A 24,199-nucleotide genomic window follows, 5' to 3' on the forward strand; every position below is an offset into this window, starting at 1 on the left:
CTCTGTTAATTGAGATTGGCTTCTAGAAAATAAACTGCATTTTTGTGACGGATACTAATGTTAGAGGTTGTTTATAATTTCGGGGAGTTCGGTGTTTTTAATTTTTCTGATTTCTAGACTTTCAAGTATAGATGTAATTTTTTTTAGGTTTTCTGCTGGCGCAATAAGCTGTAAGGTTGAATGAGTGTCACTTTCTAAAAAGCGAGCGATAAGTGTTTCCTTATCAAAAGTCATAAAGTTAAAAATGCTTTTTGAAGTGACGGCTTTGTCGTATTTGCTTAGTTGCTCCCAAAGTAAAAGTGAGTCTGGGGTGCTTTTTTTTAGAATTAGAAAAGTATTTCTGTATTGTGTTAGTTCGTCTGGTTTGAATCTGTTTTCATGAGTGTCAGTAGGGTCCAAGTAAGAATATATTTTTGTTTCTGCATTTTTCTTGAGCATTCCATTGCCGCCTAGAGTCGATTCAATATCCTTACGTAGACGAATTTCTTGGATTTTTTGATCTTCCAGCGAGTAGCCAACAGTCCGCCACTTTATTGTTGTAGGCCATTCCAGCGAAAGAGAATGGCTGATTTTTTTCCAAGTTGACCATATGTCCTGCAAAGACGCCGAGATAAGTGTGAAACTCACAAAATCAGGAGAAGGCGTGAGCTCGGGTTGCTCGCATAGCTTAATTCCTGAGTCGTAAATGTAAAATGTTCTCATGATTATTCTTTTCTAAAGTATGTGTGTGAATTTTCACCCTCTTTTAGGGATCCCTTGGTACCAGTAGTTTTCGTTACCTCTGTGTTGAAATGAGGTCCCTCGTTTCCTTTTACGTGCCCCAATGAATGCTCTCTGATCGTCACAATCTGACCATCGTTTAAACGAAATTCATACACGCGACTCATAACACGGCCGGGTTGGTCAGTAAGTACTTCTTTATATGACCTGGATGGCTGCTGCGAGAGAGGAACTCCTCCAACCCTTTTAGCCTCTCTGAAAGCTGCCCTTCTGGTAATAGTGCTGTCATGGCCTTTGGGCGGCTCAACCTCACCTGTTTCTACTTTCGAGTCACTTGCGTCGTCTGCTTTTTTTCTAATTCCATTTTTCGATTTTCCGGGACAGTTTGTGCTCAATCCCAACGGATCCACCCACCCTGTAGGGTTAGGCACGTACTGGTAGCTGTTCAAGCCACCCGCAAGCTTAATCGGATCCGGCGTCAAAAACCGTCCAGTGCCTGGATTGTAGTAGCGGTGTCGGTTGTAATGTAACCCCGTCTCGGCATCGAAATACTGACCTTGGAAGCGCAGAGGGTTATCAATCTCGCTGACGTCCAGCGCGGCGAGGTTACCGTACGCACGATACTTCGCCGACCACATGATTTCTCCACTGTAATCAGTGAGTTCTTGGGGTGTGCCGAGGTGGTCGAGTTGGTAGTAGAACGGCGTGGCTTTACGCGGGCCTTCGCCGTCTAGCATTGCTAATGGGCGGAAGCTGCCTGGTTCGTAGATGTAGCTGCGATAATGGTTGTCGGCGCTTTCTGCGATCAGCTGTTCGCCTTGCCACAAGAACTCGGTGGTTTGGCCGTCAACGGTTTTTTCGATACGGCGGCCGAAGGCATCGTATTTGTACGACGCCGTACTGCCCCCCGGCAGACTTACGCCAATCAGACGATGTTGGCAGTCATAACGGTATTCAGTGACGAGTTTCTGGTTAGCGCCGCGCCGCTCGCGAATTAGATTGCCATAGGCGTCGTAGTCGTAGTGCCGGTCACCCTGCATCAGCAGGCGGTTACCTTTGACGTTGGCGAGGTTCGCTGTGCCTTCGTTGTTTTGACCCAGTAGGTTGCCCGCCGGATCGTGGGCGAAGCTTTCCGGTGTGGCGCCGCGCACGCTGATCAGACGGTCGAGCGGGTCGTAGTGGTAGCTGCGGTTGCCTTTGCGGCTGTCATCGATACCGGCGAGGTTGCCGTTGGCGTCGTAGTTGTAGCGACGCTGGAACAGGTTTTTATCACGCTGACCGACTGTGTGTGCTTGCAGGCGGCCTTGTTCGTCGTACTGGTATTGGCTGAGCAACAGGCCTTGCTGGCGCTGTTGTTCGCGGCCGGCGCTGAACTGGTGAGCGGTCAGACGTGAGCCGTTGAGGTCGATGCTGCTCAGGCGTCCGCCGGGAAGGTGACGGTAGTCGAGTTTGCTGCCATCCGGGAGGCGGCAGTGGCTGAAGCTGGCCGACGCTGTCGTATTCGTAACGTGTGGTGCCCCAGCCCTGGTGTTCAGTGATCAGGCGGTCCTGCACGTCGTATTCATAGGCAAGCGGCCAATGGCCGTCGTCTACGTTTACGAGGCGACCCAGTCCGTCGTAGCTATAGTGAACCTCTTCGCCATCAGGAAGGGTCTTAACCAACAGACGGCCGGCGGCATCGCGCTGGTATTCGGTAACGAGTTCGCTGCCGTCGTCGCCGAATTCGGTTTTCTTCAGCAATTGACCGTTGAGGTCGTACTCGTAGGCAGTGCGGCGACCGTCAAAGCCGGTTTCTTGTTGGATCAGGCCATTTGAGTAGTAGTCGAGCTGATAGCGTTCGCCGCGTTCGGTTTCGATTTCAGTGAGGAGCAGACCCACGTTGTCGTAGCGATAGCGCAACTGACAGCCGTCGGGATTGATGCGGCGGCTGACCAGATGCAGGTTGTCGGCATATTCGTAGCGGGTGATACACCCGAGTTCGTCGCGTTCGGCATTGACGCGTCCATACGGGTTGTAGGTGAAGACACGGGTGGCGCCACCGGGGAGGGTGACTTGGGTCATGCGATCTACGGCGTCCCACTGATATTGAGTAATGGCACCGAATTCGTCTTTACGGGTAATTTGCCGGCCAAGCGCATCGTAGCGATACTTGCGTTGACCACCGTCCAGAAGGCGCTCCTCCAGCAATTGGCCGAGATTATTCCTGCCCAGTTGATAGCGGCTGCCGATGTACGGTGATTAATTTCTGTCTAGAACCAAGGAACTCACAAGCTAGATTGATGTTAGTGCCTAGATTATAAGAAAATCACATTTATATAATAGGAGGCTGTTATTTTTTTCGATATCGTCGGTAGTGCTTGAATGCACTACTTCCTATAAAAGGTGTCAGTGAGCGCATTGCGCTACACTGCGCCGTCATTATTGTATGCCGTAATATTGGCTACAGTAATGTTTTTTGCTTGACATGTGGCTATGCAGTTATTTTCAAATTTAATTGTGACTTTATAGTTTGAGTTTTCTTTCTCGATTGTTAGGGTGGTGGTGCCGCTGAAGTTGAAATTTTCTACGTTAAAATTTTCTATGTCAATTATGTGGAGCTGAAATTCATATTCATTGTAATTCTTTTCCAACCACTTTTTAGGAGCTGTTTGCTCTATTTTGCTGGATAATTTTAAGCATATAGAGTTTCCATCCAGCATGACGTATGACGTATGACGTATGACGTACGCATGCTTGAGGGGGAATATGTTTCTCCGAAAACAGATGTCCACTGTTTTTTGTTCGATATTGATGATGTCCACATTTTAGATCACTCAAAATACGTAATGATTGGCCACACTTCTTAGGTGGAATGTTTTGGTTCGATGAGCATTTCCAGTTTCGGGGTTGTGTTATTCAGGGACAGACCACGTTAAATAGTGAGAAAGCGGAGGTCTTCGCAGGGCAATTATAGATGCAAAAAAACGTGGTCTGCCTCCGCTTATGCCCGTTTATGCATATCTTGCTCAAAGGTGTTCGAGCTCGATTAGACACCCTTTGAGTTTTAATCGCTTTATCTCATCATCAAATTTGTATTGTGGCAAATCTTCGTTTTTTATGTCGTGCTGCTGTCTAAGGAGGCGAAGTAATCTACCTGTATTTTTCTTGTTTTTCTCGTCAAGGTAATTATCTGGTTTTGTCTTTGATATTAAACCTTGCTTTTTAGTTTGATTTCAAGTCAGGTTAGGAGGCTTTAACTCAATGTGATAATGCTCGCCGTGGTGTCTGGCGTTGAAGGTGCCGGGGTCTCCCGGATGGCTTTCATACTCATGCGAGTAGTGGCATTTGGTTTCCAGACCATGCGTTGTGTTCCGTGTTCCGTGTTCCGTGTTCCGTCTGCGAGACCTTAGGTTGTACTCCCAACGCCTTAGTCAAATCATTTGGATCATCCGAGACAGCAAAAAGGGATAGATTTATTTTTACGCGTATTTGAATTGAACGGGAAAATCAATCTGTCACCTTTTGTTCAAGAGTCAGCTGCTCTCGGTGAGTAAGTTGAGAAAGTGCGAGATACCAAGAATCCAATTGGTAAGCGCGGCGGGTTTCTCATGCAGACCCGGAACTGGACTCCGGGAAGGACTCCTATTGATCGTAAGTAGCCAGAGAATGGCTTTGAATATCCATTCTCTGCACGTTGTAGTTAGGTTAGGTCTTGTGCAAATGGCTGATCAGTGCAATTACCCATATAGTAAGGTGTCGTCAGGTGCTCGTCTTTGACATCGACGAGGCTAGTCGCGAGCATTTAGGGTTGACGGGTAAATGTCATCCGATGGGCACTTAGGGAAGTAAAAATTTCAATCTTTATCGGTTACGTCTCATGTGTCCTAATCTTGATATTTAAACTGACCTCGATATGTAAATTCGATGCCTCGTAATGTCGAAGCTGTGGTTTTTCCTTTATAAGCACAATCATAAACTGCAATAACACTGTTTATTTTTTCAGATAACGTAGAGAGGTTTTTCTTTTTTATCTCAGCGATGATATCGGAGTCATAAGAAAAATCTTCGATTGCTTTTTCCAAATTTTTAGTTGGCTCTACGATATCAGCTTCAATAAAGTCGTCGTCAATAAAGCCCAGAGAAAATGCATTGCTGAATTCCGATCCTAGAGATTCTCCATCGTCAGAATAGGCAGGCGTCACTATTTCCCGAAGAGTGGATTGCTGCCAGTCGGCGTTTGCAGTCCAAATTGATACTGTTTTTTTATTACTCATCTTTTTCTCCTCAATTTTTAAGGCCGGATGGGAGAGAGTCAACTCCACCTTCTAACCTCCGACCCGCCCACTCATTGAGGCCCTGTCGGAACTCGCCGTAATCTTTCGAATTGTCAATTATTTTAAGTATTTCATTATGTGCTTTTGTGGACCCTTTGCCCCCATGATGGCCAGTAGGGTTCACAAATTTCACTTCAGCAATCGCGGTCCGTAGCTCATAGATCTGCTCAGCACTTACGCCCCAACGCTTGAATGTGTCAGCTCTCGAAACCATGTGCCATTCATGCATTCCTCCCGGGTACCTCAGTCGATCTTTAATGGCGTTCTTGTAAGATTCATTGGACCAAACTGTGTCGAATTCATCCGGTGTTAGCTCGTTGAACCACTTGTTGAAAGCTCCATCTTTAACACTGGGTACGCTGCCTCCAGGTACCAATTCATCCAATGTTTTGACAGGAGGAGTGCAGTTTGGACCCCCTGGACATATTACAGGGGTAGTGTCCAAGCCTAATGGGTCAACCCAGCCTGTAGGGTTGGGTACATACCTGTAGTTATTCAACCCGCCCGCAAGCTTGATCGGATCCGGCGTCAGATACCGTGCTGTGTTTGGATTGTAGTAGCGATGCCGGTTGTAATGTAACCCTGTCTCGGCGTCGAAGTACTGACCCTGGAAGCGCAGGGGGTTGTCGATTTCGCTGACATCCAGTGCCGCAAGGTTGCCATAGGCACGGTATTTCGCCGACCACATTATCTCGCCGCTGTAGTCGGTGAGTTCCTGCGGTGTGCCTAGGTGGTCGAGTTGGTAGTAGAACGGAGTGGCCTTTAGTGGGCCCTCGCCTTCGAGCATCGCCAAAGGTCGGAAGCTGCCGGGTTCGTAGATGTAGGTGCGATAGCGGTTGTCACCGCTTTCGGCGATCAGACGTTCGCCTTGCCACAGGAATTCAGTGGTTTGGCCGTCAACGGTTTTTTCGATACGGCGGCCGAAGGCATCGTATTTGTACGACGCCGTACTGCCCCCCGGCAGACTTACGCCAATCAGACGATGTTGGCAGTCATAACGGTATTCAGTGACGAGTTTCTGGTTAGCGCCGCGCCGCTCGCGAATTAGATTGCCATAGGCGTCGTAGTCGTAGTGCCGGTCACCCTGCATCAGCAGGCGGTTACCTTTGACGTTGGCGAGGTTGGCCGTGCCTTCGTTGCTCTGGCCGAGCAGGTTGCCAGCAGGGTCGTGGGCGAAGCTTTCCGGTGTGGCGCCGCGCACGCTGATCAGACGGTCGAGCGGGTCGTAGTGGTAGCTGCGGTTGCCTTTGCGGCTGTCATCGATACCGGCGAGGTTGCCGGCGGCGTCGTAGTTGTAGCGACGCTGGAACAGGTTTTTATCACGCTGACCGACTGTGTGTGCTTGCAGGCGGCCTTGTTCGTCGTACTGGTATTGGCTGAGCAACAGGCCTTGCTGGCGTTGCTGTTCACGACCGGCACTGAATTGGTGGGAAGTCAGGCGTGTGCCGTTGAGGTCGATGTTGCTCAGATGCCCGCCGGGTTGGTGGCGATAATCGAGTGTGCTGCCATCCGGCAGGCGGCAGTGATTGAGCTGACCGACGCTGTCGTATTCGTAACGCGTGGTGCCCCAGCCCTGATGCTCGTTGATCAGCCGATCCTGCACATCATATTCATAAGCAAGCGGCCAATGACCATCGTCCACGTTGACCAGACGGCCAAGTGCATCGTAGCTGTAGTGAATTTCCTCGCCGTCGGGCAGGGTTTTGACCAGCAGGCGGCCAGAGGCATCGCGCTGATACTCGGTCACCAGCTCACTGTCGTCGTCACCGTATTCGGTTTTCTTCAGCAGTTTGCCGTTGAGGTCGTACTCGTAGGCGGTACGGCGTCCGTCGAAACCGGTTTCCTGTTGGATCAGCCCGTTCGAGTAGTAATCCAGCTGATAGTGTTCGCCGCGTTCGTTTTCGATGTCGGTGAGCAATAGACGCGAATTATCGTAGCGATAGCGCAGTTGGCTGCCGTCCGGGTTGATGCGACGGCTGACTAGATGCAGGTTATCGGCATACTCGTAACGGGTTACGCGGCCCAGTTCGTCGCGTTCTGCAGTGACGCGGCCGTATGGGTTGTAGGTGAACGCACGGGTAGCGCCGCCGGGCAGGGTGATCTGTGCCAGACGGTTAGCCGCATCCCACTGGTAGTGGGTGATTGCACCCGTTTCAGCCTGACGTGTGATCTGGCGACCGAGCGCATCGTAGCGGTACTTGCGCTGACCGCCGTCCGGCAGGCGCTCCTCCAGCAATTGGCCGAGGTTGTTCCACCCCAGTTGGTGGCGGCTGCCGTCGGGATGGCGGATCTCCAGCAGGCGTCCTTGGCGATCATAGGCGTAATGCGTAGAGTTGCCATCCGGGTCGACTTGTTCAGTGATGTCACCCTGGTCGTTACGCCAGTAGATCCATTTGGCGTCACCACGATTTACCACACGGACAAACCCGTTGTAGTACTCGTAGGTGGTCGGTGCGTCTTCCGGTGGGATCACCGCGACCAATCGACCCGCTTCGTTGTACTGATATTCCGTGACCGCCCCCATCGGGTCTTTTTCGGCGATCAGTCGGCCTTTGTCGTCATAGGCCTTTAGATGTTCTGCACCGTCCGGATCAACTTTGGCGACGAGTCGAGCCTTGTCATCGTGGGTATAAACCTCTTCGCTGCCATCGGCGTTGGTAACGGTGACGCTGCCTTTGTCATCCCACGCATAGTGCGCATCCATCTGAGAGAAACTGGCCCAGTGATGGATGCAACGTGCAGACTTGCCTTCCTTTTCCCACTCCCAGTAAAAGCTTGCGCCCCCGGCGAGTTGCCGCTCAAGAATGACGTTCTGCTCGTTGTAGGCATAACGCTCGGACTCTCCCAGAGCGTTTGTGGCTTTGATCAACCGATGGTGACCATCGTATTCATAGGTGGTCAGCGTCTGAACGGTGTTCCAGGCGTCTTCGAGATTGTCCGCCGGAATGAATTGCTGATAGTCGATGGCGACAATGTGCTTGCGGTCGTACCGGACAAGCAGCGCACGACCAGCACCGTTATCCACGCGCTTGATTCGACCATGGATGTCACGGGTGATCTGCAGGCGATTATCGTAGTTGTCGCTGATGGCGATCAGCGTCGCGCCTTTACTGTTGAAACGGAAGTGATAGAACAGCGGCTTTTCGCCGGCCTGAGTCAGTATGAGTTCGGAGGGATCTTCGCCAATGAAGATAGCGGCTTCCGAAAGGCTATTGGTGATTGCCGGGCGTTGTACGCTGGGCAGGGGAAATGTGGTGACCCGGTTTTCGTGATCGGTCCACACGACCTCGTCGCCATTGATGGCCACCCGTTGAGCGAGGGCGTGGCTCCAGCCATAGCCTAGACCGCAGTCGATTTCAGCCGCGCTGGTTCGGTAGAGTCGAGTCCAACTGAATGGCAGCAGGCCACCGAGTTCACCGTCGGTAATGGTTAGCAGCTCTTCACCGGTGACCATCGAGACCGGGCAGCCGTTGGTGCAGGTCTTCTTCGCGCAAGTGGCGCTTTTGTCATCGGGTGTCTTGGACTGATCAGGAACGTCGTCGACTTTTTCTTTGGGTTGCAGAGTGGACTGGTTCTTTTTCTTGTCCCTTGGGAACGAAGAGGCGTCTTTGACTTCCTGTTTCGGAGTATCTGCAGTTTTAGGCAGTTGTTTTGTGGGAGACAGTCCCTCTAGTTGGCTCTTGGGTTCAGCCTTGCGCGAGCCAGCTTTTGGCGCTTCAGTGGTAGCTTCATCGATTTTCAGCGCTGCGGTTTTGGCAGGCTTCATCGGCACATTCTTGGCGCTAGCGATGATTGGTTTCGACACTTCCGCATGGGCGGGCAGGGCATGTTTGTTGCTGAGTGTCATCAAGGTAGACGCGAGGTCTTCAAGATACTTGATGGCTTCTCCGGATTTGACGGTGGAGAGGACTTTGGTGCCCGCTCTCACGGCCAGTCCGGCGCCACCTGTCAGGCAGATGCCCACCAGTACGTTGATCAGGAATTCCGAGGCGATGGCAGTCATCACGTCGACAACAACCTGCGGCGGTAGCATGCCGACCCAAGCAACAATGGCGGAGACGTAGATGAACATCAGCGGCTCGTCGCTGAGGATCAACAGCCCTGAAGCAATCGACTCCTTGGAGGCTGCATAGAGTTTGTCGATCTCGACGTCCGACAGGTACTTTTTCAGCTTTTCGTAATTTTTCCTCGGATTGGCGAGTAGCTCGAACAAGCTTTTGATGTCATCCCACAGCTGCAACAGAGCCTTTTCAAACCCCTCAAGGGCGCGTTTGAGCAAAATTACCGAACGCCCGGCACGATCCGCTGCAGAGTAACTGGCCCATTGCGGCTTAAACTTGCTCGACCATTCGCTCTGCAACCAGCCATCAAGCTTGCTGATAACGCCTTGATAGGAGTTATAGAGCGCTTTGACGTCATTCTGGGATACGTTGGGGAAAAACGTAATGCGATAGGTCTGGCCCTTCTTGGCCCCCTCGATCACTTTGATACCGCTCGGGCCGATCATGGTTTCGATGACCGGGCCGGTAACGTCGTCGTAAAAGGTACCTTTGGTGACTGGCTCCAGTTTTACCGGCGTATTGCCAATCGGCACGAAGCGCGCCGACTCGAACATATGAATCAGCGTGAAGTCACCTACCAACGGGCAAGTGGCATAGGTCTTTACCGCACCTGTTTCGGTTTTCCGTTCGGTGATGCTGACTTCGTTGCCGACCTTGAAGGTCTGGTCGACGTCCAGCGCCCAGCCAGTCCAGAAACCGTCCGCCCATTCCTTGTAATCACTCAGGCAGTTTTTGAAGTCTTTGAGGATCAGGTTCACGTCAGGCGCTTTGGCGTCCAGCACACGCAGGACCAGGGTACCAATCGGGGTATTCATGACGTGACTTCCTTTGTCAGCTCTGCGGCGAGACGCTCTGCCATATCTTCTGTGTTTGGGTTCTGGCGCACGAAGCGCTCAACCTTTCTGCGCAAGTTGGCTTCGGGGAATTCGAAGTACAATTCTGGGCAATCTTCTGATAGCCACTGCATCAGGTTCTCGACGACGGTGGTGTGGTCCTTCTTCGCGAGAGCATCCAATAGCGTTTGGGGAATATCCCACCAGGGCCACTCTTTTGCGGGAGGTACTGCTCTTCTGCCGACTTCGAGCGTCTGTCCGTTAATCAGGTAGCGTTGGAAAACCGGCAGTAATTCACCTGCCGTAGCACCTAACCCTTCGATGATCGGATGAAAATGTCGACCATCCCAGAACCTGAAAAACACTTCAGTAGCGTCTGGCATTTTTACCTGGGTCAGGCTGCGCAAATGCTCCAGCACCGTTTCCGGCGCGCTGGTGGATACCGCTAGCCAACCCCAATCCAGTGCATCGGTTTCAGTAATCCATTGCAAAAAACTGGCATTGGGGCTGATCTCGGCGAGATACGGCATTACGGGAAGCCAATCGGCGTAAGGCGTTCCACTCCAAATAGGCTGCAGTTGTGGTGCGGCATCTTGCTGATAGAAGGGCTTGAGCGGCTCGGCATCGCTCGCCGCACTGATGACCAAATACAGGCGCTCGCCAGTCTGCAGCGGCTGTTGTGCCAGCCAGTCCTTGGGCGTAATTCGATCAGATGGCACAGGCACCTGCCTTGCATTTTTCGCATTCTTCGCAGAACGGCGCGTTGCGTTTGAGGGTGTTGATCTGGGCCGGGGTCAGGACCTGGCCGGCCTTGTCGGCGTCGGCTTGTTTGAGGATGCCGGGCATCAGCGGGGCGGCGCCGGTGCCGCTGCCGGGGCTGCCGCCGGAGTTCATGTTGATCACCGGGCCGCTCATGGTCACGCCGCCGGCGTCGATCTTGATGAAGCTGCCGCCGCCAATCAGGGTCAGTTCGCTGCCGGCTTCCATCACCACTTTCATGCCGCTGCTGAGGTGGATTTCCTGCCCCGCGTCGATGAACTGGCCGGTGCCGATCTTGATGTGCTGGTTCACGCCTACGGTGAGGTGGTCGTTGGCGCGGGCTTCGACTTTGCGGTCGGCGTAGACGGTGTGGTGTTCTTCGGCCTTGAATTCCGTGTAGCTGTTTTTTTCGACGGTGTCGTGGCGTTCGTTGCCGACGCGGATTTTCTGGTCGTGCTCGATGTTCTCGTCCCAGTCGCGCTGGGCGTGCAGGTAGATCTGCTCCTGACCTTTTTTGTCTTCGATGCGCAGTTCGTTGTAGCCGCCACCGCCCATCGAGCTGAGGGTCTTGAAGGTGCTGCGGGTCTTGTTCGCCGGCAGGGCGTACGGGACGGTGTTTTCCTTGTGGTACAGGCAGCCGCTGATCAGCGGTTGATCGGGGTCGCCTTCAAGGAAGGTGACCAGCACTTCCATGCCGATGCGCGGGATGGCGATGCCGCCGTACTGGGCGCCGGCCCAGGCGCTGGAGACGCGCAGCCAGCAACTGGTCTTGTCGTCGGCCTGGCCTTCGCGGTCCCAGTGGAATTGCACTTTGACGCGGCCGTACTGGTCGCAGTGGATCTCTTCGCCTTTCGGGCCGGTGACCACTGCGCTCTGGCTGCCGAGGATGCGCGGTTTCGGGTGGCGCAGCGGTGGGCGGTTGGGCACGTCCCACGGGGTGGCCTGAAAACGGTTGCGATAGCCCTGATGGAAATCGTCTTTCAATGCCGTGGTGTCGCTGGTCACCGACTCTTCGAGCACTTGCGGTTGCTTACCTTCATGCAAGACTTCGGTGAGCAGCCACAGGTCGTTCCACTTGGCCTTCGGGTGCTCGGTCAGGGCGAGGAAATGGCCGCTGACCAGCAGTGGCTGATCGCTCTTGCCTTCGGCGAGCTGAAAGTCGCTGCGGTGACGTTCTAGGGCGCGTTTGGCCAAGTGCTTGCCGCGCTCGCGGTCGATGAAACGACCGGGATAGTCGTAGTCTTCGAGGTCGGGCAGGGCGTCGCCGCGGTTTTCGCTTTCCAGCGTCAGGCGTGGTTTTTCGAAGTCGTAGTCGCGGCGGGTGGTGCGGCTGGTGCGGGTTTCCAGGCGCAGGTCGAAACGCTTGATCACCGGGTTGCTGGCGACCATGCCGGAGTCTTGCTGGTAGGCCACAGGCTTGAGTTTCGGGAACACCGTCTGGTCATCGCCGAAGACGAGCTTGTGCGCCGTGGCGCTGTGCTGGAAGTGGTAGTGAATACCTTCTTCCTCGCACAGGCGCTGGATGAAATGCAGGTCCGATTCATCGTATTGCACGCAGTAGATGCGCTCGGGATAGATTGAACCGGTCTTGAATTCGTAGGCGTTGCTTTGAATGCCGTGCTCTTCGAGGACCATGCCGATGATTTTCGGCACGCTGAGGTTCTGGAAGATGCGCTGGTTGACGCGATGCGCCAGGTACGACAGTTGCGGGCGCAGGGTCACCGAATAACGGGTCAGGCGTTTGCCGGAATCGCCCTGGGCGGCGCGATAGATCTGGCCGTGGATGCCGCTGCCATCGGGCGACAGTTGCAGGAAGGCCGGTTTGTGCAGCAGGGTTTCGAGGTCCAGCGACGGCTGCTCACTGACCAGTTCCACCTCGAACACAAAAGGCTGGCTGATGGCTTCCCGGCCGGTCAGGGTAAATACCTGAAAATCGGCAGAGAGCCCTTCGATGGTCAGGGCAAAGTGGGTTTCATTGGCCGGCGCGAACATCCCTTGTTCCTCGTGCTGTACAGCGGCGCTCGTCGACGACCGCAAAGCGGCTCAACGTACGCGAAATTCTGGAGGGGCGTAAACAACATCGACCAGCAGGGCTGGTCGATGCTTGTAACGATCAGCCGTAATTAAACGACTGGAGCACGCCAGTCATCGGAACCCGAAGTACCGGATACTTCGTGGGTCCAGGTGATTTTGCGGTAGGTGAACTGCACTTCTTCCAGGTGGGTGAAGTGCGCGTTGCCTGGATCCTGGCAGTTGTGCATTTTGTTGTTGATGGCGACGATGATCGCGTCTTCCAGTTTGGTGGTGTAGTAGTGCTCTTGAGTACCTTGAGCCGAAGTGCGGTACCACTGGATAACGATTTCGCTCATGCGCTCGCCGGAAGTCAGCGCGGCTTGCAGCAGAGGCGAAGCCTTGTCGTAGACCTTGGTGATCACCACTGGCTTGTGCACGCGCTGACCGGTTGGCTGACCGGATTGTGGGTCACGCGGGATGATCACGTCGTGGGTGAAAGCCTGAACCATAACCTGGTCTTCGTGGCCTTCCTGGTAGGTGTTGCCAACGGAGTCGGCGGTGAAAGCGCCGGCAGTGATCAGGCCTTGTTTTTCGCCGGTAACCGACATGTACGCTGGTGTTGCCATGGGGTGCTCTCCTTGCGGAATAATTTAAGGTGCCCGGGAGGCGAAATCGCCCGGTGGGTGCCTGAGTGTTATCAAGGAGCGTGCCAGGTTTTGCGAGACCCCCGGAGGCTCGGGGTGAAAACGCTTTGGTCGGCGATTTTGGAGGCGTTCTACGAGCGGAGGGGCGCAAAAGTGCGCAAGAAGTTGCGCAGTACTGCGCAACTTCTTGCGCACTCGTCCACAGCCCTTGTAGATCAAGGGCTGTAGCGAGATCGACCGCGAAAAATCCCCCGTCAGTGCGCAACTTCTTGCGCAGTTAGGGTTACGCTGAATCGCTCTGGCGCGAAGGGATAAACCCTCTCACCACAAGTTTTTCCGGGTACTCAGATCAGCTTCACAGCCAGCGCTTTCTCGCAATCCTCGAGCGAACGCTGCTGCGTCTCGGCATACAACCCCAACTCATCAAGGGTCGAACGCCCCAGCGCCTGTTCGAAAGCCTGGCGATTGGAGTGTTCGCCGTAGTGTGCCTGCGCGGCATCACCGAGGTTCGACTGAAAAATCCCCGCCGCGCTCACCGGCAAGAAATCTTCGTACACCAGCGGCTCCGCTTTCACATAGTCCTCGCGCAGCAAATCCTCCAGTGAAACCTCGCCCAGCCCGCTCGCCGCCAGGCCTTTTGCCGTCGGGAAATAACGAAAGTACGCCAGCCCCTGTTCACGCATGCCCGTGACGCTGTCAGGAAATTCGGCAAAGTGCCGGGTCATCAGCGCGTTGTAGCGTGCGGCATTGCCTTCGTTGGGGAAGTCACCCAGTTCATCGCGGGCGGTATTCAACAAGCGGTCGTACAGTGCGCGCCCCTTGGGTGTCAGCGCCGCGCCACGCTGTTCGATTTCGCCGAAGCGCGCGCTGTGGCTGCCACGGGTTTCAGGCTGGTCGGTGAAGGCGATCTGCTCATCCAGCGCCTTGAAACTGGTCTGGCGCAGCAGGATCGGGCACTGCCGCCGTGGCGGACCTTCGATCACCGCTTTGGGCGTGATGCCATGCGCTGGCATTTGTGCCTGGACGATGTCGATGTCCAGGGTGCGCGGCGTCAGGTGATTGATGTGCGGACCTTTGAACGCCACCACATCGGCGATCAAGCGGTGCTGGGCGCTCAGCGTCTGGTACTGCGCGGCGCTGACGGTGGCACTGTGGTGCCAGCGAAAAGTCTCCAAAGCCTGCAGGACAAATTCCTCGGCCTGCGTTGCGTTCAAGCCACCGGCGGTTTCCGCAAGCTCGATCAACTGCAAGGCCGCCGCCGTGAAGATCGAACGCTTGGCCAGCACCGATTCTGCGAAGGCGCGCAACGCAGGATCCTCAATCAACTCCAGGCGCAACAACGAGGTAAATACCCGAAACGGACTGACCTGCAGCGCCTCTTCATGCACCGCACGAAACGCCGTGGAATGCACGGGCACCCCCGCTGGCGTCAGGTCGTAATAACCCACCGGTTGCATGCCCATCACCGCAAACAGGCGGGCGAGGGTGGCCAGTTCGCTGGCGGTGCCAACGCGAATGGCGCCATGGCGCTCCATGTCTAGCCGCATGATTTCACCGCTACTGTTGAGCTGCCGGGCGATGTCCGGCTGACGTGCAAGCACATCGCGATTGGTCTGCTCCACCAGTTCCATCAGCGCGCCGTACAGCGGCACTTCTTTGCGGTACATGTCGGACATCGCTTTGGAGAAGCGTTGGCGGATCAGGTCGGGGCTGATGAACGGCTGCACGGTCATGAAAAAAATTCCTGCCACGGTCACGGAATGGATGAGGGAAAAGATCGCAGCCTTCTCGCACGCGGGCAAACGAAGAATCCTACGAACTTCATTCTGCCAACGACTGATCCACCAGTTCGATCCAGTGCATTACCGGTGTACGACCGGCGCTGGCCAGATGGCTCTGGCAACCGATGTTGGAGGTGACGATCAACTGCGGGCGGCCGCTTTCCAATGCGTTGAGCCGGTTGTCGCGCAGTTGTCGGGCGATTGCCGGTTGCGTCAGCGAATAGGTGCCTGCCGAACCGCAGCACAAATGACCGTCGGGCACGGCGGTGAGGTTGAACCCGAGGCGCGTCAGCAGTGCTTCCACCGCGCCGCCGAGTTTCAGCGCGTGCTGCAAGGTGCACGGACAATGCACGGCGATCCGTCGTTCGCTGGCGGCACAGGCCTGTTCCAGCGGTTCACCGGCAAGGATCTGCACCAGATCCAGGGTGCGTTCGCTGACCAGTCGCGCCTTGTCCGCGTACGCCGGATCGTTTTCCAGCAAATGCCCGTAATCCTTGATGAAGGCGCCGCAACCGCTGGCGGTCTGCACGATGGCTTCGACGCCGTGTTGCAGGTGCGGCCACCAGGCGTCGATGTTCTGCCGGGCGCGGTCGAGGCCTTTGGCCTGGGCGTCGAGGTGATAGTCGAGGGCGCCGCAACAGCCTGCCTCGACCACAGGGGTGACGCTGATGCCGAGCCGGTCGAGCACCCGCGCGGTGGCGTCATTGGTGTTTGGCGACAGCCCCGGCTGCACGCAACCCTCGAGCAACAACACCCGGCGTGCATGCCGTGGGGCGGGGCGCACCCCGGACGTCGGCAGATGCTGCGGCAGCTTGCTTTCAAAGATCTGCGGCAGCAGCGGCCGAAAAGTGCTGCCAACCTGTAGCAGGCCTTTGAACAGTCGCGGATTCGGTGCCAGTGCGCGCAGGCCCTCGCGCAGCAGCCGCTGTGCAGCCGGGCGTGGCACCGCCTGATCGACCACCGCGCGACCGATGTCGAGCAGGTTGTGGTAGTCGACACCGGACGGACAGGTGGTTTCGCAATTGCGGCACGACAGGCAGCGGTCCAGATGCAGTTGCGTCTGTGCGGTGGCCGATGCGCCTTCGAGTACCTGCTTGATCAGGTAGATGCGCCCGCGCGGGCCGTCGAGTTCATCGCCAAGCAATTGATACGTCGGGCATGTGGCGTTGCAAAAGCCACAATGCACGCAGGTGCGGAGGATTTTTTCCGCCTCGGCGGCGCGGGGCAGCTGTCGGGATTGTTCGCTGAGGGTGGTTTGCATGGCTAGAACTCCGCGTACATCCGGCCAGGGTTGAACAGCCCTTGCGGGTCGAGTTGCGCCTTGAGTTGCCGGTGATAGCGCAGCAGTGTCGGGGCCAATGGCTGGAAGGGCGACTCGCTGGCGCCGTGGCTGAAGCACGTGGCGTGGCCGCCGAGTGCCTGGGCGAGGATATGAATGTGCTCGACGTCGGATTTCAGCCAGCGTTGCGCCCCGGCCCAGTCGATCAGTTGCTCGCCGGGCAGCTCCAGCGGGCCGAGATTGTTCGGCAAGGACACGCGCCACAGCGGCAGGCCTTCGTTGAAAAACGCCAGGCGTTGTTCATTCAGATCGCACCAGAACACCGAATCCAGTGGCTCGCCACCGAGGCGTTGATGCGCCGCCGTCACCGAACCTTCGCCGCCTTCAAGACGCAGATAAAGACTCTCGCCATCGTGGCAGGCGGCGCTGATCGGCAGCGGTTGCTGGCCCCATTCGGCCAGATTGGCCAGCGCCCGCGCGCAGTCGATATCGAGGCGGATGCTCAAGCACTGGCGCGGTTTGGGCAGGACTTTCAGCGAGACTTCGGTGAGCACGCCAAGGCAACCGAAACTGCCGGCCATCAGGCGTGACAGGTCATAACCGGCGACGTTTTTCATCACTTCGCCGCCAAAGCGCAGGTGCTGGCCGAGGCCGGTGATCACCCGGGTGCCGAGGACAAAATCCCGCACCGAGCCGGACCAGGGGCGTCGCGGCCCGGACAACCCGGTGGCGATCATGCCGCCGACCGTCGCGCCTTCGCCGAACGCCGGAGGTTCGCAAGGCAACATCTGCCCGGCCGCTTCCAGTGCTGCGAGCAGTTCCGACAACGGCGTACCGGCGCGCACGCTGACCACCAGTTCGGTCGGCTCATAGCGCACGATGCCGCGATGGGCGCGGGTGTCGAGCACTTCACCGGCCACCTCGCGCCCGAGAAAGGCTTTGCTGTTAGCACCCTGAATTCTCAGCGGCGTGGCGTTGGCCCGGGCCTCGTTGACCTGCTCGAGCAACGCATTGGCGGCATCGAAGTCAGCCATCAGAAGCGCTCCAGCTCGGGGAAGGGCAGTTGCCCGGCGTGAATATGCATCGCTCCGAATTCGGCACAGCGATGCAGGGTCGGAATGTTCTTGCCGGGATTGAGCAGGCCTTGTGGATCGAACGCGGCTTTTACGGCGTGGAACAGGCTCAGTTCGTCGCTGTTGAACTGTGCGCACATCTGATTGATTTTTTCGCGGCCGACGCCGTGTTCGCCCGTGATGCTGCCGCCGACCTGCACGCACAGTTCGAGAATTTTCCCGCCCAGGGCTTCGGCGCGGTGCAGTTCCCCCGGCTGGTTGGCATCGAACAGAATCAGCGGATGCATGTTGCCGTCGCCGGCATGGAACACGTTGGCCACGCGCAAGCCATATTCTTCGCCGAGGCGCGCGATCCCTTGCAGAACGCCGGGCAATTCGCGGCGCGGAATGGTGCCGTCCATACAGTAATAGTCCGGTGACAGGCGACCGATGGCGGGGAAGGCGTTCTTGCGCCCGGCCCAGAAGCGCACGCGCTCGGCCTCGTCACGGGCCTGGCGCACTTCGATGGCGCCGGCCTCGGTCATGACGTCGCGCACCCGCTGACAATCGTCGTGGACATCGGCTTCGACGCCGTCGAGTTCGCACAACAGAATGGCTTCGGCATCGACCGGATAACCGGCGTGGATGAAGTCCTCGGCGGCACGAATCGCCAGGTTGTCCATCATCTCCAGACCGCCAGGAATGATCCCCGCCGCGATGATGTCGGCCACCGCACGGCCGGCCTTTTCGACCGAGTCGAAACTGGCCAGCAGCACCTTGGCAACCTGAGGCTTTGGCAGCAATTTGACCGTGACTTCGGTGATGATGCCCAGTAAACCTTCAGAGCCGGTGAACAGCGCCAGCAAATCGAAACCCGCTGAATCGAGGGCGTCGCTGCCCAGTGTCAGGCGCTCGCCTTCGATGGTCAGCACTTCCATTTTCAGCAGGTTGTGCACGGTCAGACCGTATTTCAGGCAATGCACGCCGCCGGCGTTTTCAGCGACGTTGCCACCGATGGAACAGGCGATTTGCGAAGACGGGTCCGGCGCGTAATACAGGCCGAACGGCGCCGCTGCCTGGGAGATCGCCAGATTGCGCACACCGGGCTGAACCCGCGCGGTACGTGCGGCGGGGTCGATGTGCAGGATGTTGTTGAAGCGTGCCATCACCAGCAACAGGCCTTTTTCCAGCGGCAGGGCGCCGCCGGACAATCCGGTGCCGGCGCCGCGAGCGACCACCGGGACCTGGTGCTGATGACAGAGTTTGAGCAGGCTCTGCACCTGATCGAGACGCCGGGGCAGGGCGACCAGCATCGGCGTGGTGCGGTAAGCCGAGAGGCCATCGCATTCGTAGGGCTTGAGTTCGTCGTCGCGCCAGAGAATGTCGAGATCGGGCACGGCGCGTTGCAAGGCTTCGAGAATCCTGGCCTTGTTCACCTCGGGCAAGGGCCCGTCGAGGCGCTCGTCATACAGAATGTTCATCTCAGTCCCGCAACTTTTGTAAGAGAGGGGCACCCCTGTGGCGAAGTCGTTTGCTCGCGCTCGGGCGCAAAACGGGCCTGATCCAGCCAGCACAGACTGTCGGGTGCAACCCGCCGTCAGCTGTGGGCCTGCTGATCATCGTTGGTTGCCGAGGAATTCCCGATACAACCGCGCGGTGTTCCCCGGTTGTTCGACCATCGGCATATGCCCGACGTGATCCCACACCTCCACGCGCAGATTGGCGATGCCCTTGCTCCACACCGGCACACTGCTGACGTCGATCAGCCGGTCCTTGCGCCCCCAGAGCAGCAGAGACGGACATTTGATGTCAGCCAGTTTCGGCTCCATCGGTTCACTGGCGCGGAAATCGCGGAAGATCTCCTCCAGTTCATCGCGTTGCTGTTCGTAGCGCTGAGCAATGGCATCCAGCACCAGCTTCGGCACCCACGGCGGCGACGCCATGGTCATCGCGTAGAAACGCTGGAAGTCCTCCCGGGAGTTGATCAGGAACGGGTTGTGCCCACGGGCCAGGTGGCGCTCCATGTCGCTGGCCTCCGGGGCCGTGACGCCGGCCGGGTCGATCAACGCCAGCGAGGCGATCCGGTCCGGGTAAGTTGCCGCCAGCCACGCCGCGATGTAACCGCCCATCGAGTTGCCGATTACATGGACTTTCTCCACGCCGCAGACATCGAGCAGTTGGATCATGCGCTTGGCTTGCACCGCGATGTCATAGCCGCCGCCAGCCTTGAAGCCGGTTTCACCGTGGCCGGCCAGATCCGGAATGATCACCCGATACTGGCGCACGAAGTGCCGGGAGAAGCGCAGCCACAGATTCTTGTCGGCGCTATAGCCGTGCAGCATTAGGATCGTGCTGGCCGCTTCATAGGGCCCGCCTTGCCAGGTCGAAACGGTCATCTCGGCGATCGGCACTTCGATCTTGTGCAGCTTGTACAGTTTGGCCTCGACGGCCATGTTCAGGTCATACAGCCAATGACCGACCGCCGGATAACTCAACCAGCTCCAGGCCACGAAAACCGCTAGGGCGACAAACAGCAAAAGCATCGACGTCTTCCTTTTACGTGTTCAGGACAGAATGTGGTCGGCCGGTTTCAGCGCCCGGGTCAAGCGGTGATAGCTGAAACTGAAGCCGGGAAACATTGCGATCACATGACCGCTCTTGCTTTGATACCAACTGTGGCAGCCACCGGACTTCCACACCGTGCGTTCCATTTCCCGGTGGATCATCTCAGTGTAGGTACGTTCTGCTTCCGGGCGCACTTCGATGCTGCGCAGGCCTTTGGCTTGCACGGTGCGGATGCAGTCGAGGATGTAGTTCATCTGCGACTCGATGATGAACAGCGCCGAGGTGTGGCCGATGCCGGTGTTCGGCCCGGTGACGATAAACAGGTTGGGGAAGTCGGGCAGGCTGGTGCCGAGGTAGGCGCGTGGGTACTGGGCCCAGACATCTCTGAGTTGCACGGCGTTTTTTCCGCTGACCGGGTAGGAAATCACCCCGTCGGTGGCGTCGTAACCGGTCGACCAGATGATCAGATCGACCTCGATGTGCTGGCCGTCCTGCGTGTTGATGCCGCGCTCGTCGAGCGAAGTGATGCCTTGTTCGCGGGTGTGCAGCGTCACGTTGGGCCGGGTCAACGCCGGGTAATAGGTGTTGGACAGCAGCACGCGTTTGCAGCCGATGGTGAAGTCCGGTGTGAGCTTTTTCCGCAGCGCCGGGTCGCGCACCTGGCGTTCCAGCAGACGCAAGGCCTGACGCTGGACCATGCGGATGGCCGGTCTCGAATATTTGAAGGCGATCACCCGCGTTTCGAACTGCCAGTAGATCAACCAGCGCAACAGCTTGTAGGCCGGTTTCACACCCAGCAGCCAGCGTTGCAGCGGCCCGAACAGGCGATCGGCGCGAGGCAGTACCCAATGCGGCGTGCGCTGGAACACGTGCAGTTGCGCGACGTCGGGGGCAATCGCCGGAATCACCTGTACCGCGCTGGCGCCGCTGCCGACGATGGCCACGCGTTTACCGCGATAGTCGTAGTCATGATCCCAATTATTGGTGTGAAAGGTCTTGCCCTGAAAGCGCTCCTGGCCGGGGATCTGTGGGATCACCGGTTGGCTCAGCGGGCCGGTCGCATTGATGAGGAATTGCGCATGGAACGTGCCTTTGGCGCCGGTATGAACGGCCCAGCGTTTTTGCTCGTCGTCCCATTCGACACGCTCGACATTGGCTTGCAACTCCACCCGCTCGCGCAGGCCGAACCGCTCGATCACGTGCTCGGTGTAGCGGTGCAGCTCGGCCTGTTCGGCGAACATCTGCGACCAGCGGTAAGAGGCGAACGACAGCGAATACAGCGGCGATGGCACGTCCACCGCAGCGCCGGGGTAGGTGTTCTGACACCAGGTGCCGCCGAAGAAGTCCCGGCGCTCCAGCAGGCGAAAATCGTCGATCCCGGCCTTGAGCAGGTTGACCGCCGCGCACTGGCCGCCGAAACCGCTGCCGATGATCAACACGTGGTAGGTGTGCATGGGGCTCCTTCTTATAGTTGTTTTTTCGTTTTCCTCCTTTCATGTATAGCCAAATATTTGCACTGTGCGCAGCGGTAATGTCGCTCTATTCAGCCCGCTGGCCGGTGATGGCTATTTAACGTTGCCCTGATAGACTCCCAACACATCCGTCCTACGGTGTGCAGGTTCCGTCGAGTGGTCGAGGCCCTTATGGGAAAAACGGGAGGAAAGGGACTTTCATTGGCCAGGAGGCTTTACACGTCGCGAATCCTCGGGCTGTTGCTTGGGCTTCTCTGCGTGTCCGTGGCGATGCAAGCCCTCGATCCGCCGCTATGGGTCTGGGCGTTGATGCTGTTCAATGGCCTGATCTGGCCGCATCTGGCCTTTCAATGGGCGCGCCGCGCCGAGGTGCCTTTCCACGCCGAACACCGCAACCTGTTGATCGACGCCTTTCTTGGCGGCTTCTGGGTCGCTGCCATGCATTTCAATCCGCTGCCCACGGCAACGACCATTTCGATGATGGCGATGAACAACGTCGCTATCGGAGGTTCACGCTTTCTATTGGCGGGCTCCGCGGCGCAGTTGCTCGGGGTCGCCGTCGGCCTGGTGGTTTTCGCGCCGGCATTCATTCCGCAAACCTCACCCGCGCAGATGTACGCGTGTTTCCCGTTATTGCTGCTGTACCCGTTGGCACTGGGCTGGATCTGTTTTCGCCAGGCCTACACCCTCGGCCTGCATAAACGTGAGTTGCTCGCGCTGAGTCGTACTGACAGCCTCACCGGACTGCTCAATCACGGCGCCTGGAAGGATCAACTGGAGATCGCTTTTCAGCGTTGCAAACGGCAGAAACAGGGCGCGGCGATCGCGCTGATCGACATCGACCATTTCAAGGCGATCAACGACACCTACGGGCATGTCGCCGGTGACATCGTGCTGCGCCAGTTGAGCAAGATGCTCAAGCAGAACCTGCGCGCCACCGATGTCGCCGGGCGCTACGGCGGGGACGAGTTCTGCGTGATTCTTCCGGAGCTGCCGCTGTTCAACGCGGCGCAAGCCATGGAGGCGCTGCGCGAGCGCTTTGCCGTTCTTGGCTATGAGCAGAACCCGGCGTTGAAGGTCAGTTTGAGTATCGGCCTGGCGGCTTACGATCCCGCGCATGCCGACGCGACGCGGTGGCTCAATGATGCCGATCAGGCCTTGTATGAAGCCAAGGCCAGTGGCCGCAATCGGGTGATCTGCAATTGCGAGAGCCTGCCGAAGCAGCCGCAGCTCGACTCGGTCTGAGCCGCTTGCGACTGATCCTGTACGCGCTGGCAGGCCAGCTAGCGGCCACAGGTTTCGGGTGCGGTCGGCCAGGTCAGCGTCGTATTGGGTGTAGAGCCTTGCGTCAATGTCGGGTACGGTTTCAATCCACCCCCGACGCGAAACAAGGATTGATTCATGACGTGCTCATTTTCCCGCTCTCTGCTGGCTGCCAGCCTCGGCCTGTCTCTCACGCTCTCGGCCGCCGTGGCGTCCGCCGAACCGCACAAACAGGTGCTCGCCGACGCCGAGCAATACCAGCCCGAAGCCCTGAAGCTGTTGGAACGTCTGGTCAATATCGACTCCGGCTCCGGTTACGAGCCGGGGCTCAAGCAAGTCAGCGACATTGCCGTCGATGAGCTGAAAAAACTTGGCGCCACGATCGAACGGGTGCCGAACACCCCGGAAAAATCCAGTCACGTGCTCGCTACCCTGAAGGGCACCGGCAAGGCAAAAATCCTGCTGATGGCGCACATGGACACGGTGTTCAAGGAAGGCTCCGCCGCCGAACGGTCGTTCCACATCAAGGACGGTCGCGCCTACGGGCCGGGGGTGATGGACGACAAGGGCGGCATTGTCGCCGGGATTTATGCGCTGAAGGTGCTGAAAAACCTCGACTTCAAGGATTACGCGCAAATCACCTTTCTGCTCGATGCCAGCGAAGAAACCGGCTCGGACGTCGCCACCGACCTGATCAAAAAAACTGCCAAAGAACACGACGTGACCCTCAATCTAGAGCCGGGGCGTCCGGCGGATGGCCTGGTGGTATGGCGCAAGGGCAGCGCGACGGCGCTGGTCGAGGTCAAGGGCAAAGCCGCGCACGCCGGCGTCGCCCCGGAACTGGGGCGCAACGCGGCGATGGAAGCCGCGCACCAGATTCTGCAACTGGGCAAACTCGGCGATGAGGCGAAGAAAACCACCATCAACTTCACCGTGCTCAAGGCCGGTGACCGCACCAACGTGATCCCGGATCAGGCCACGGCCAAGGCTGACGTGCGCGCGGCGGTTCCGGAAGAGTTCGACCGGATCGAGAAGGATCTGGCTCGGGTGTCGCAGGACAAGTTGATTGCTGACACCGAAGTGAAGACTTCACTCCAGCGTGGTTTGCCGCCAATGCCGCAGACGCCCGAGTCGGATCGCCTGATGGCGATGGCCCAGAGGATTTACGGCGAGATCGGCCGCAAACTGACCGAGGAGGGCAGCGGTGGCGCGGCGGATGCCAGCCTGTCGGCCGGAGTGGGTACGCCGACGCTGGATGGTTTCGGGATTGTCGGCGGCAATATTCACACGCCGGAGGAGTACGCCGAAGTGGCGAGCGTGGCGCCGCGGATTTATCTGTTGTCGCGGATGATCATGGAGCTCTCCAAGCCGCGGTGATTGGGTTTGTGGTGTGACTGATGCGGGTGGGGTGTCAGGTGCATTTGCCCTCACCCTAACCCTAACC

General features: G+C 57.3%; 16 protein-coding genes and 1 pseudogene. 2 read left to right on the top strand and 15 right to left on the bottom strand.

Translation table 11 applies throughout. From position 1 onward, the window contains the following. Positions 1-60: 60 nt before the first annotated feature. The 15 genes and pseudogenes from ACXX9E_RS16290 to ACXX9E_RS16360 all read right to left on the bottom strand — a co-directional run bounded on the left by ACXX9E_RS16290 (position 61) and on the right by ACXX9E_RS16360 (position 21,474). On the bottom strand, positions 61-702 hold the full coding sequence (locus ACXX9E_RS16290; RefSeq protein ID WP_458555715.1) for a hypothetical protein: 642 nt from the start codon (positions 700-702) through the stop codon (positions 61-63). A gap of 2 nt (positions 703-704) precedes the next feature. After that, complete coding sequence (locus ACXX9E_RS16295) at positions 705-1,115, bottom strand: HNH/endonuclease VII fold putative polymorphic toxin (protein ID WP_458556585.1); 411 nt, start codon at positions 1,113-1,115, stop codon at positions 705-707. Further along, positions 1,091-2,946, bottom strand: a pseudogene (locus ACXX9E_RS16300) (RHS repeat-associated core domain-containing protein); the annotation flags it as partial. The gene ACXX9E_RS16295 and the pseudogene ACXX9E_RS16300, both read right to left, overlap by 25 nt. A 176-nt stretch (positions 2,947-3,122) precedes the next feature. Continuing rightward, complete coding sequence (locus ACXX9E_RS16305) at positions 3,123-3,419, bottom strand: Imm50 family immunity protein (RefSeq protein WP_458556586.1); 297 nt, start codon at positions 3,417-3,419, stop codon at positions 3,123-3,125. Between the two features lie 1,164 nt (positions 3,420-4,583). After that, a complete protein-coding gene (locus ACXX9E_RS16310; protein WP_458555716.1) occupies positions 4,584-4,973 on the bottom strand; it encodes an immunity 22 family protein in 390 nt (129 codons plus the stop codon). Positions 4,974-4,983: 10 nt separating this feature from the next. After that, a complete protein-coding gene (locus ACXX9E_RS16315) occupies positions 4,984-9,909 on the bottom strand; it encodes an RHS repeat-associated core domain-containing protein (RefSeq protein ID WP_458555717.1) in 4,926 nt (1,641 codons plus the stop codon). Beyond that, positions 9,906-10,646 (bottom strand): DUF4123 domain-containing protein, encoded by a 741-nt coding sequence (locus ACXX9E_RS16320; protein WP_128616077.1) that lies wholly within the window; start codon positions 10,644-10,646, stop codon positions 9,906-9,908. The genes ACXX9E_RS16315 and ACXX9E_RS16320 overlap by 4 nt, the downstream gene beginning before the upstream one ends. Continuing rightward, entirely contained in the window at positions 10,636-12,678 is a 2,043-nt protein-coding gene (locus tag ACXX9E_RS16325) for a type VI secretion system Vgr family protein (protein WP_458555718.1), read from the bottom strand. The genes ACXX9E_RS16320 and ACXX9E_RS16325 overlap by 11 nt, the downstream gene beginning before the upstream one ends. A 131-nt stretch (positions 12,679-12,809) precedes the next feature. Beyond that, complete coding sequence (locus tag ACXX9E_RS16330; protein ID WP_007949952.1) at positions 12,810-13,325, bottom strand: Hcp family type VI secretion system effector; 516 nt, start codon at positions 13,323-13,325, stop codon at positions 12,810-12,812. 362 nt (positions 13,326-13,687) lie between these two features. After that, the gene (hglS, locus tag ACXX9E_RS16335) at positions 13,688-15,076 is read right to left on the bottom strand and encodes a 2-oxoadipate dioxygenase/decarboxylase HglS (RefSeq protein ID WP_458555719.1); all 1,389 of its coding nucleotides are present in this window, start codon (positions 15,074-15,076) and stop codon (positions 13,688-13,690) included. Positions 15,077-15,164: 88 nt separating this feature from the next. Next, positions 15,165-16,385: a glycolate oxidase subunit GlcF gene (gene glcF / locus ACXX9E_RS16340; protein WP_458555720.1), complete on the bottom strand. Its 1,221-nt coding sequence runs from the start codon at positions 16,383-16,385 to the stop codon at positions 15,165-15,167. A gap of 2 nt (positions 16,386-16,387) precedes the next feature. Beyond that, positions 16,388-17,437, bottom strand: coding sequence for a glycolate oxidase subunit GlcE (glcE, locus tag ACXX9E_RS16345; protein ID WP_458555721.1), 1,050 nt, complete (start codon positions 17,435-17,437; stop codon positions 16,388-16,390). Then, positions 17,437-18,936, bottom strand: coding sequence for a glycolate oxidase subunit GlcD (glcD, locus tag ACXX9E_RS16350; RefSeq protein WP_458555722.1), 1,500 nt, complete (start codon positions 18,934-18,936; stop codon positions 17,437-17,439). The genes glcE and glcD overlap by 1 nt, the downstream gene beginning before the upstream one ends. Before the next feature lie 135 nt (positions 18,937-19,071). Then, complete coding sequence (locus ACXX9E_RS16355) at positions 19,072-19,998, bottom strand: alpha/beta fold hydrolase (RefSeq protein WP_222833212.1); 927 nt, start codon at positions 19,996-19,998, stop codon at positions 19,072-19,074. A gap of 21 nt (positions 19,999-20,019) precedes the next feature. After that, positions 20,020-21,474, bottom strand: a complete 1,455-nt coding sequence (locus ACXX9E_RS16360) for a flavin-containing monooxygenase (RefSeq protein ID WP_458555723.1) — start codon at positions 21,472-21,474, stop codon at positions 20,020-20,022. A 189-nt stretch (positions 21,475-21,663) separates the two neighbouring features. Here ACXX9E_RS16360 and ACXX9E_RS16365 point away from each other — a divergent pair, with 189 nt between their 5' ends. Then, positions 21,664-22,737, top strand: a complete 1,074-nt coding sequence (locus tag ACXX9E_RS16365; RefSeq protein WP_123467564.1) for a diguanylate cyclase — start codon at positions 21,664-21,666, stop codon at positions 22,735-22,737. 156 nt (positions 22,738-22,893) lie between these two features. Further along, a complete protein-coding gene (locus ACXX9E_RS16370) occupies positions 22,894-24,132 on the top strand; it encodes a M20/M25/M40 family metallo-hydrolase (RefSeq protein WP_458555724.1) in 1,239 nt (412 codons plus the stop codon). Positions 24,133-24,199 lie beyond the last annotated feature (67 nt).

This window comes from Pseudomonas sp. GNP014 (assembly GCF_054344005.1).

Bases quoted from the DNA above. Each gene is read 5' to 3' on its own strand.
- ACXX9E_RS16290 (WP_458555715.1), bottom strand. From the start codon at position 702: ATGAGAACATTTTACATTTACGACTCAGGAATTAAGCTATGCGAGCAA.
- ACXX9E_RS16305 (WP_458556586.1), bottom strand. From the start codon at position 3,419: ATGCTGGATGGAAACTCTATATGCTTAAAATTATCCAGCAAAATAGAG.
- ACXX9E_RS16310 (WP_458555716.1), bottom strand. From the start codon at position 4,973: ATGAGTAATAAAAAAACAGTATCAATTTGGACTGCAAACGCCGACTGG.
- ACXX9E_RS16315 (WP_458555717.1), bottom strand. From the start codon at position 9,909: ATGAATACCCCGATTGGTACCCTGGTCCTGCGTGTGCTGGACGCCAAA.
- ACXX9E_RS16325 (WP_458555718.1), bottom strand. From the start codon at position 12,678: ATGTTCGCGCCGGCCAATGAAACCCACTTTGCCCTGACCATCGAAGGG.
- ACXX9E_RS16330 (WP_007949952.1), bottom strand. From the start codon at position 13,325: ATGGCAACACCAGCGTACATGTCGGTTACCGGCGAAAAACAAGGCCTG.
- hglS (WP_458555719.1), bottom strand. From the start codon at position 15,076: ATGACCGTGCAGCCGTTCATCAGCCCCGACCTGATCCGCCAACGCTTC.
- glcF (WP_458555720.1), bottom strand. From the start codon at position 16,385: ATGCAAACCACCCTCAGCGAACAATCCCGACAGCTGCCCCGCGCCGCC.
- glcE (WP_458555721.1), bottom strand. From the start codon at position 17,437: ATGGCTGACTTCGATGCCGCCAATGCGTTGCTCGAGCAGGTCAACGAG.
- glcD (WP_458555722.1), bottom strand. From the start codon at position 18,936: ATGAACATTCTGTATGACGAGCGCCTCGACGGGCCCTTGCCCGAGGTG.
- ACXX9E_RS16355 (WP_222833212.1), bottom strand. From the start codon at position 19,998: ATGCTTTTGCTGTTTGTCGCCCTAGCGGTTTTCGTGGCCTGGAGCTGG.
- ACXX9E_RS16360 (WP_458555723.1), bottom strand. From the start codon at position 21,474: ATGCACACCTACCACGTGTTGATCATCGGCAGCGGTTTCGGCGGCCAG.
- ACXX9E_RS16365 (WP_123467564.1), top strand. From the start codon at position 21,664: ATGGGAAAAACGGGAGGAAAGGGACTTTCATTGGCCAGGAGGCTTTAC.
- ACXX9E_RS16370 (WP_458555724.1), top strand. From the start codon at position 22,894: ATGACGTGCTCATTTTCCCGCTCTCTGCTGGCTGCCAGCCTCGGCCTG.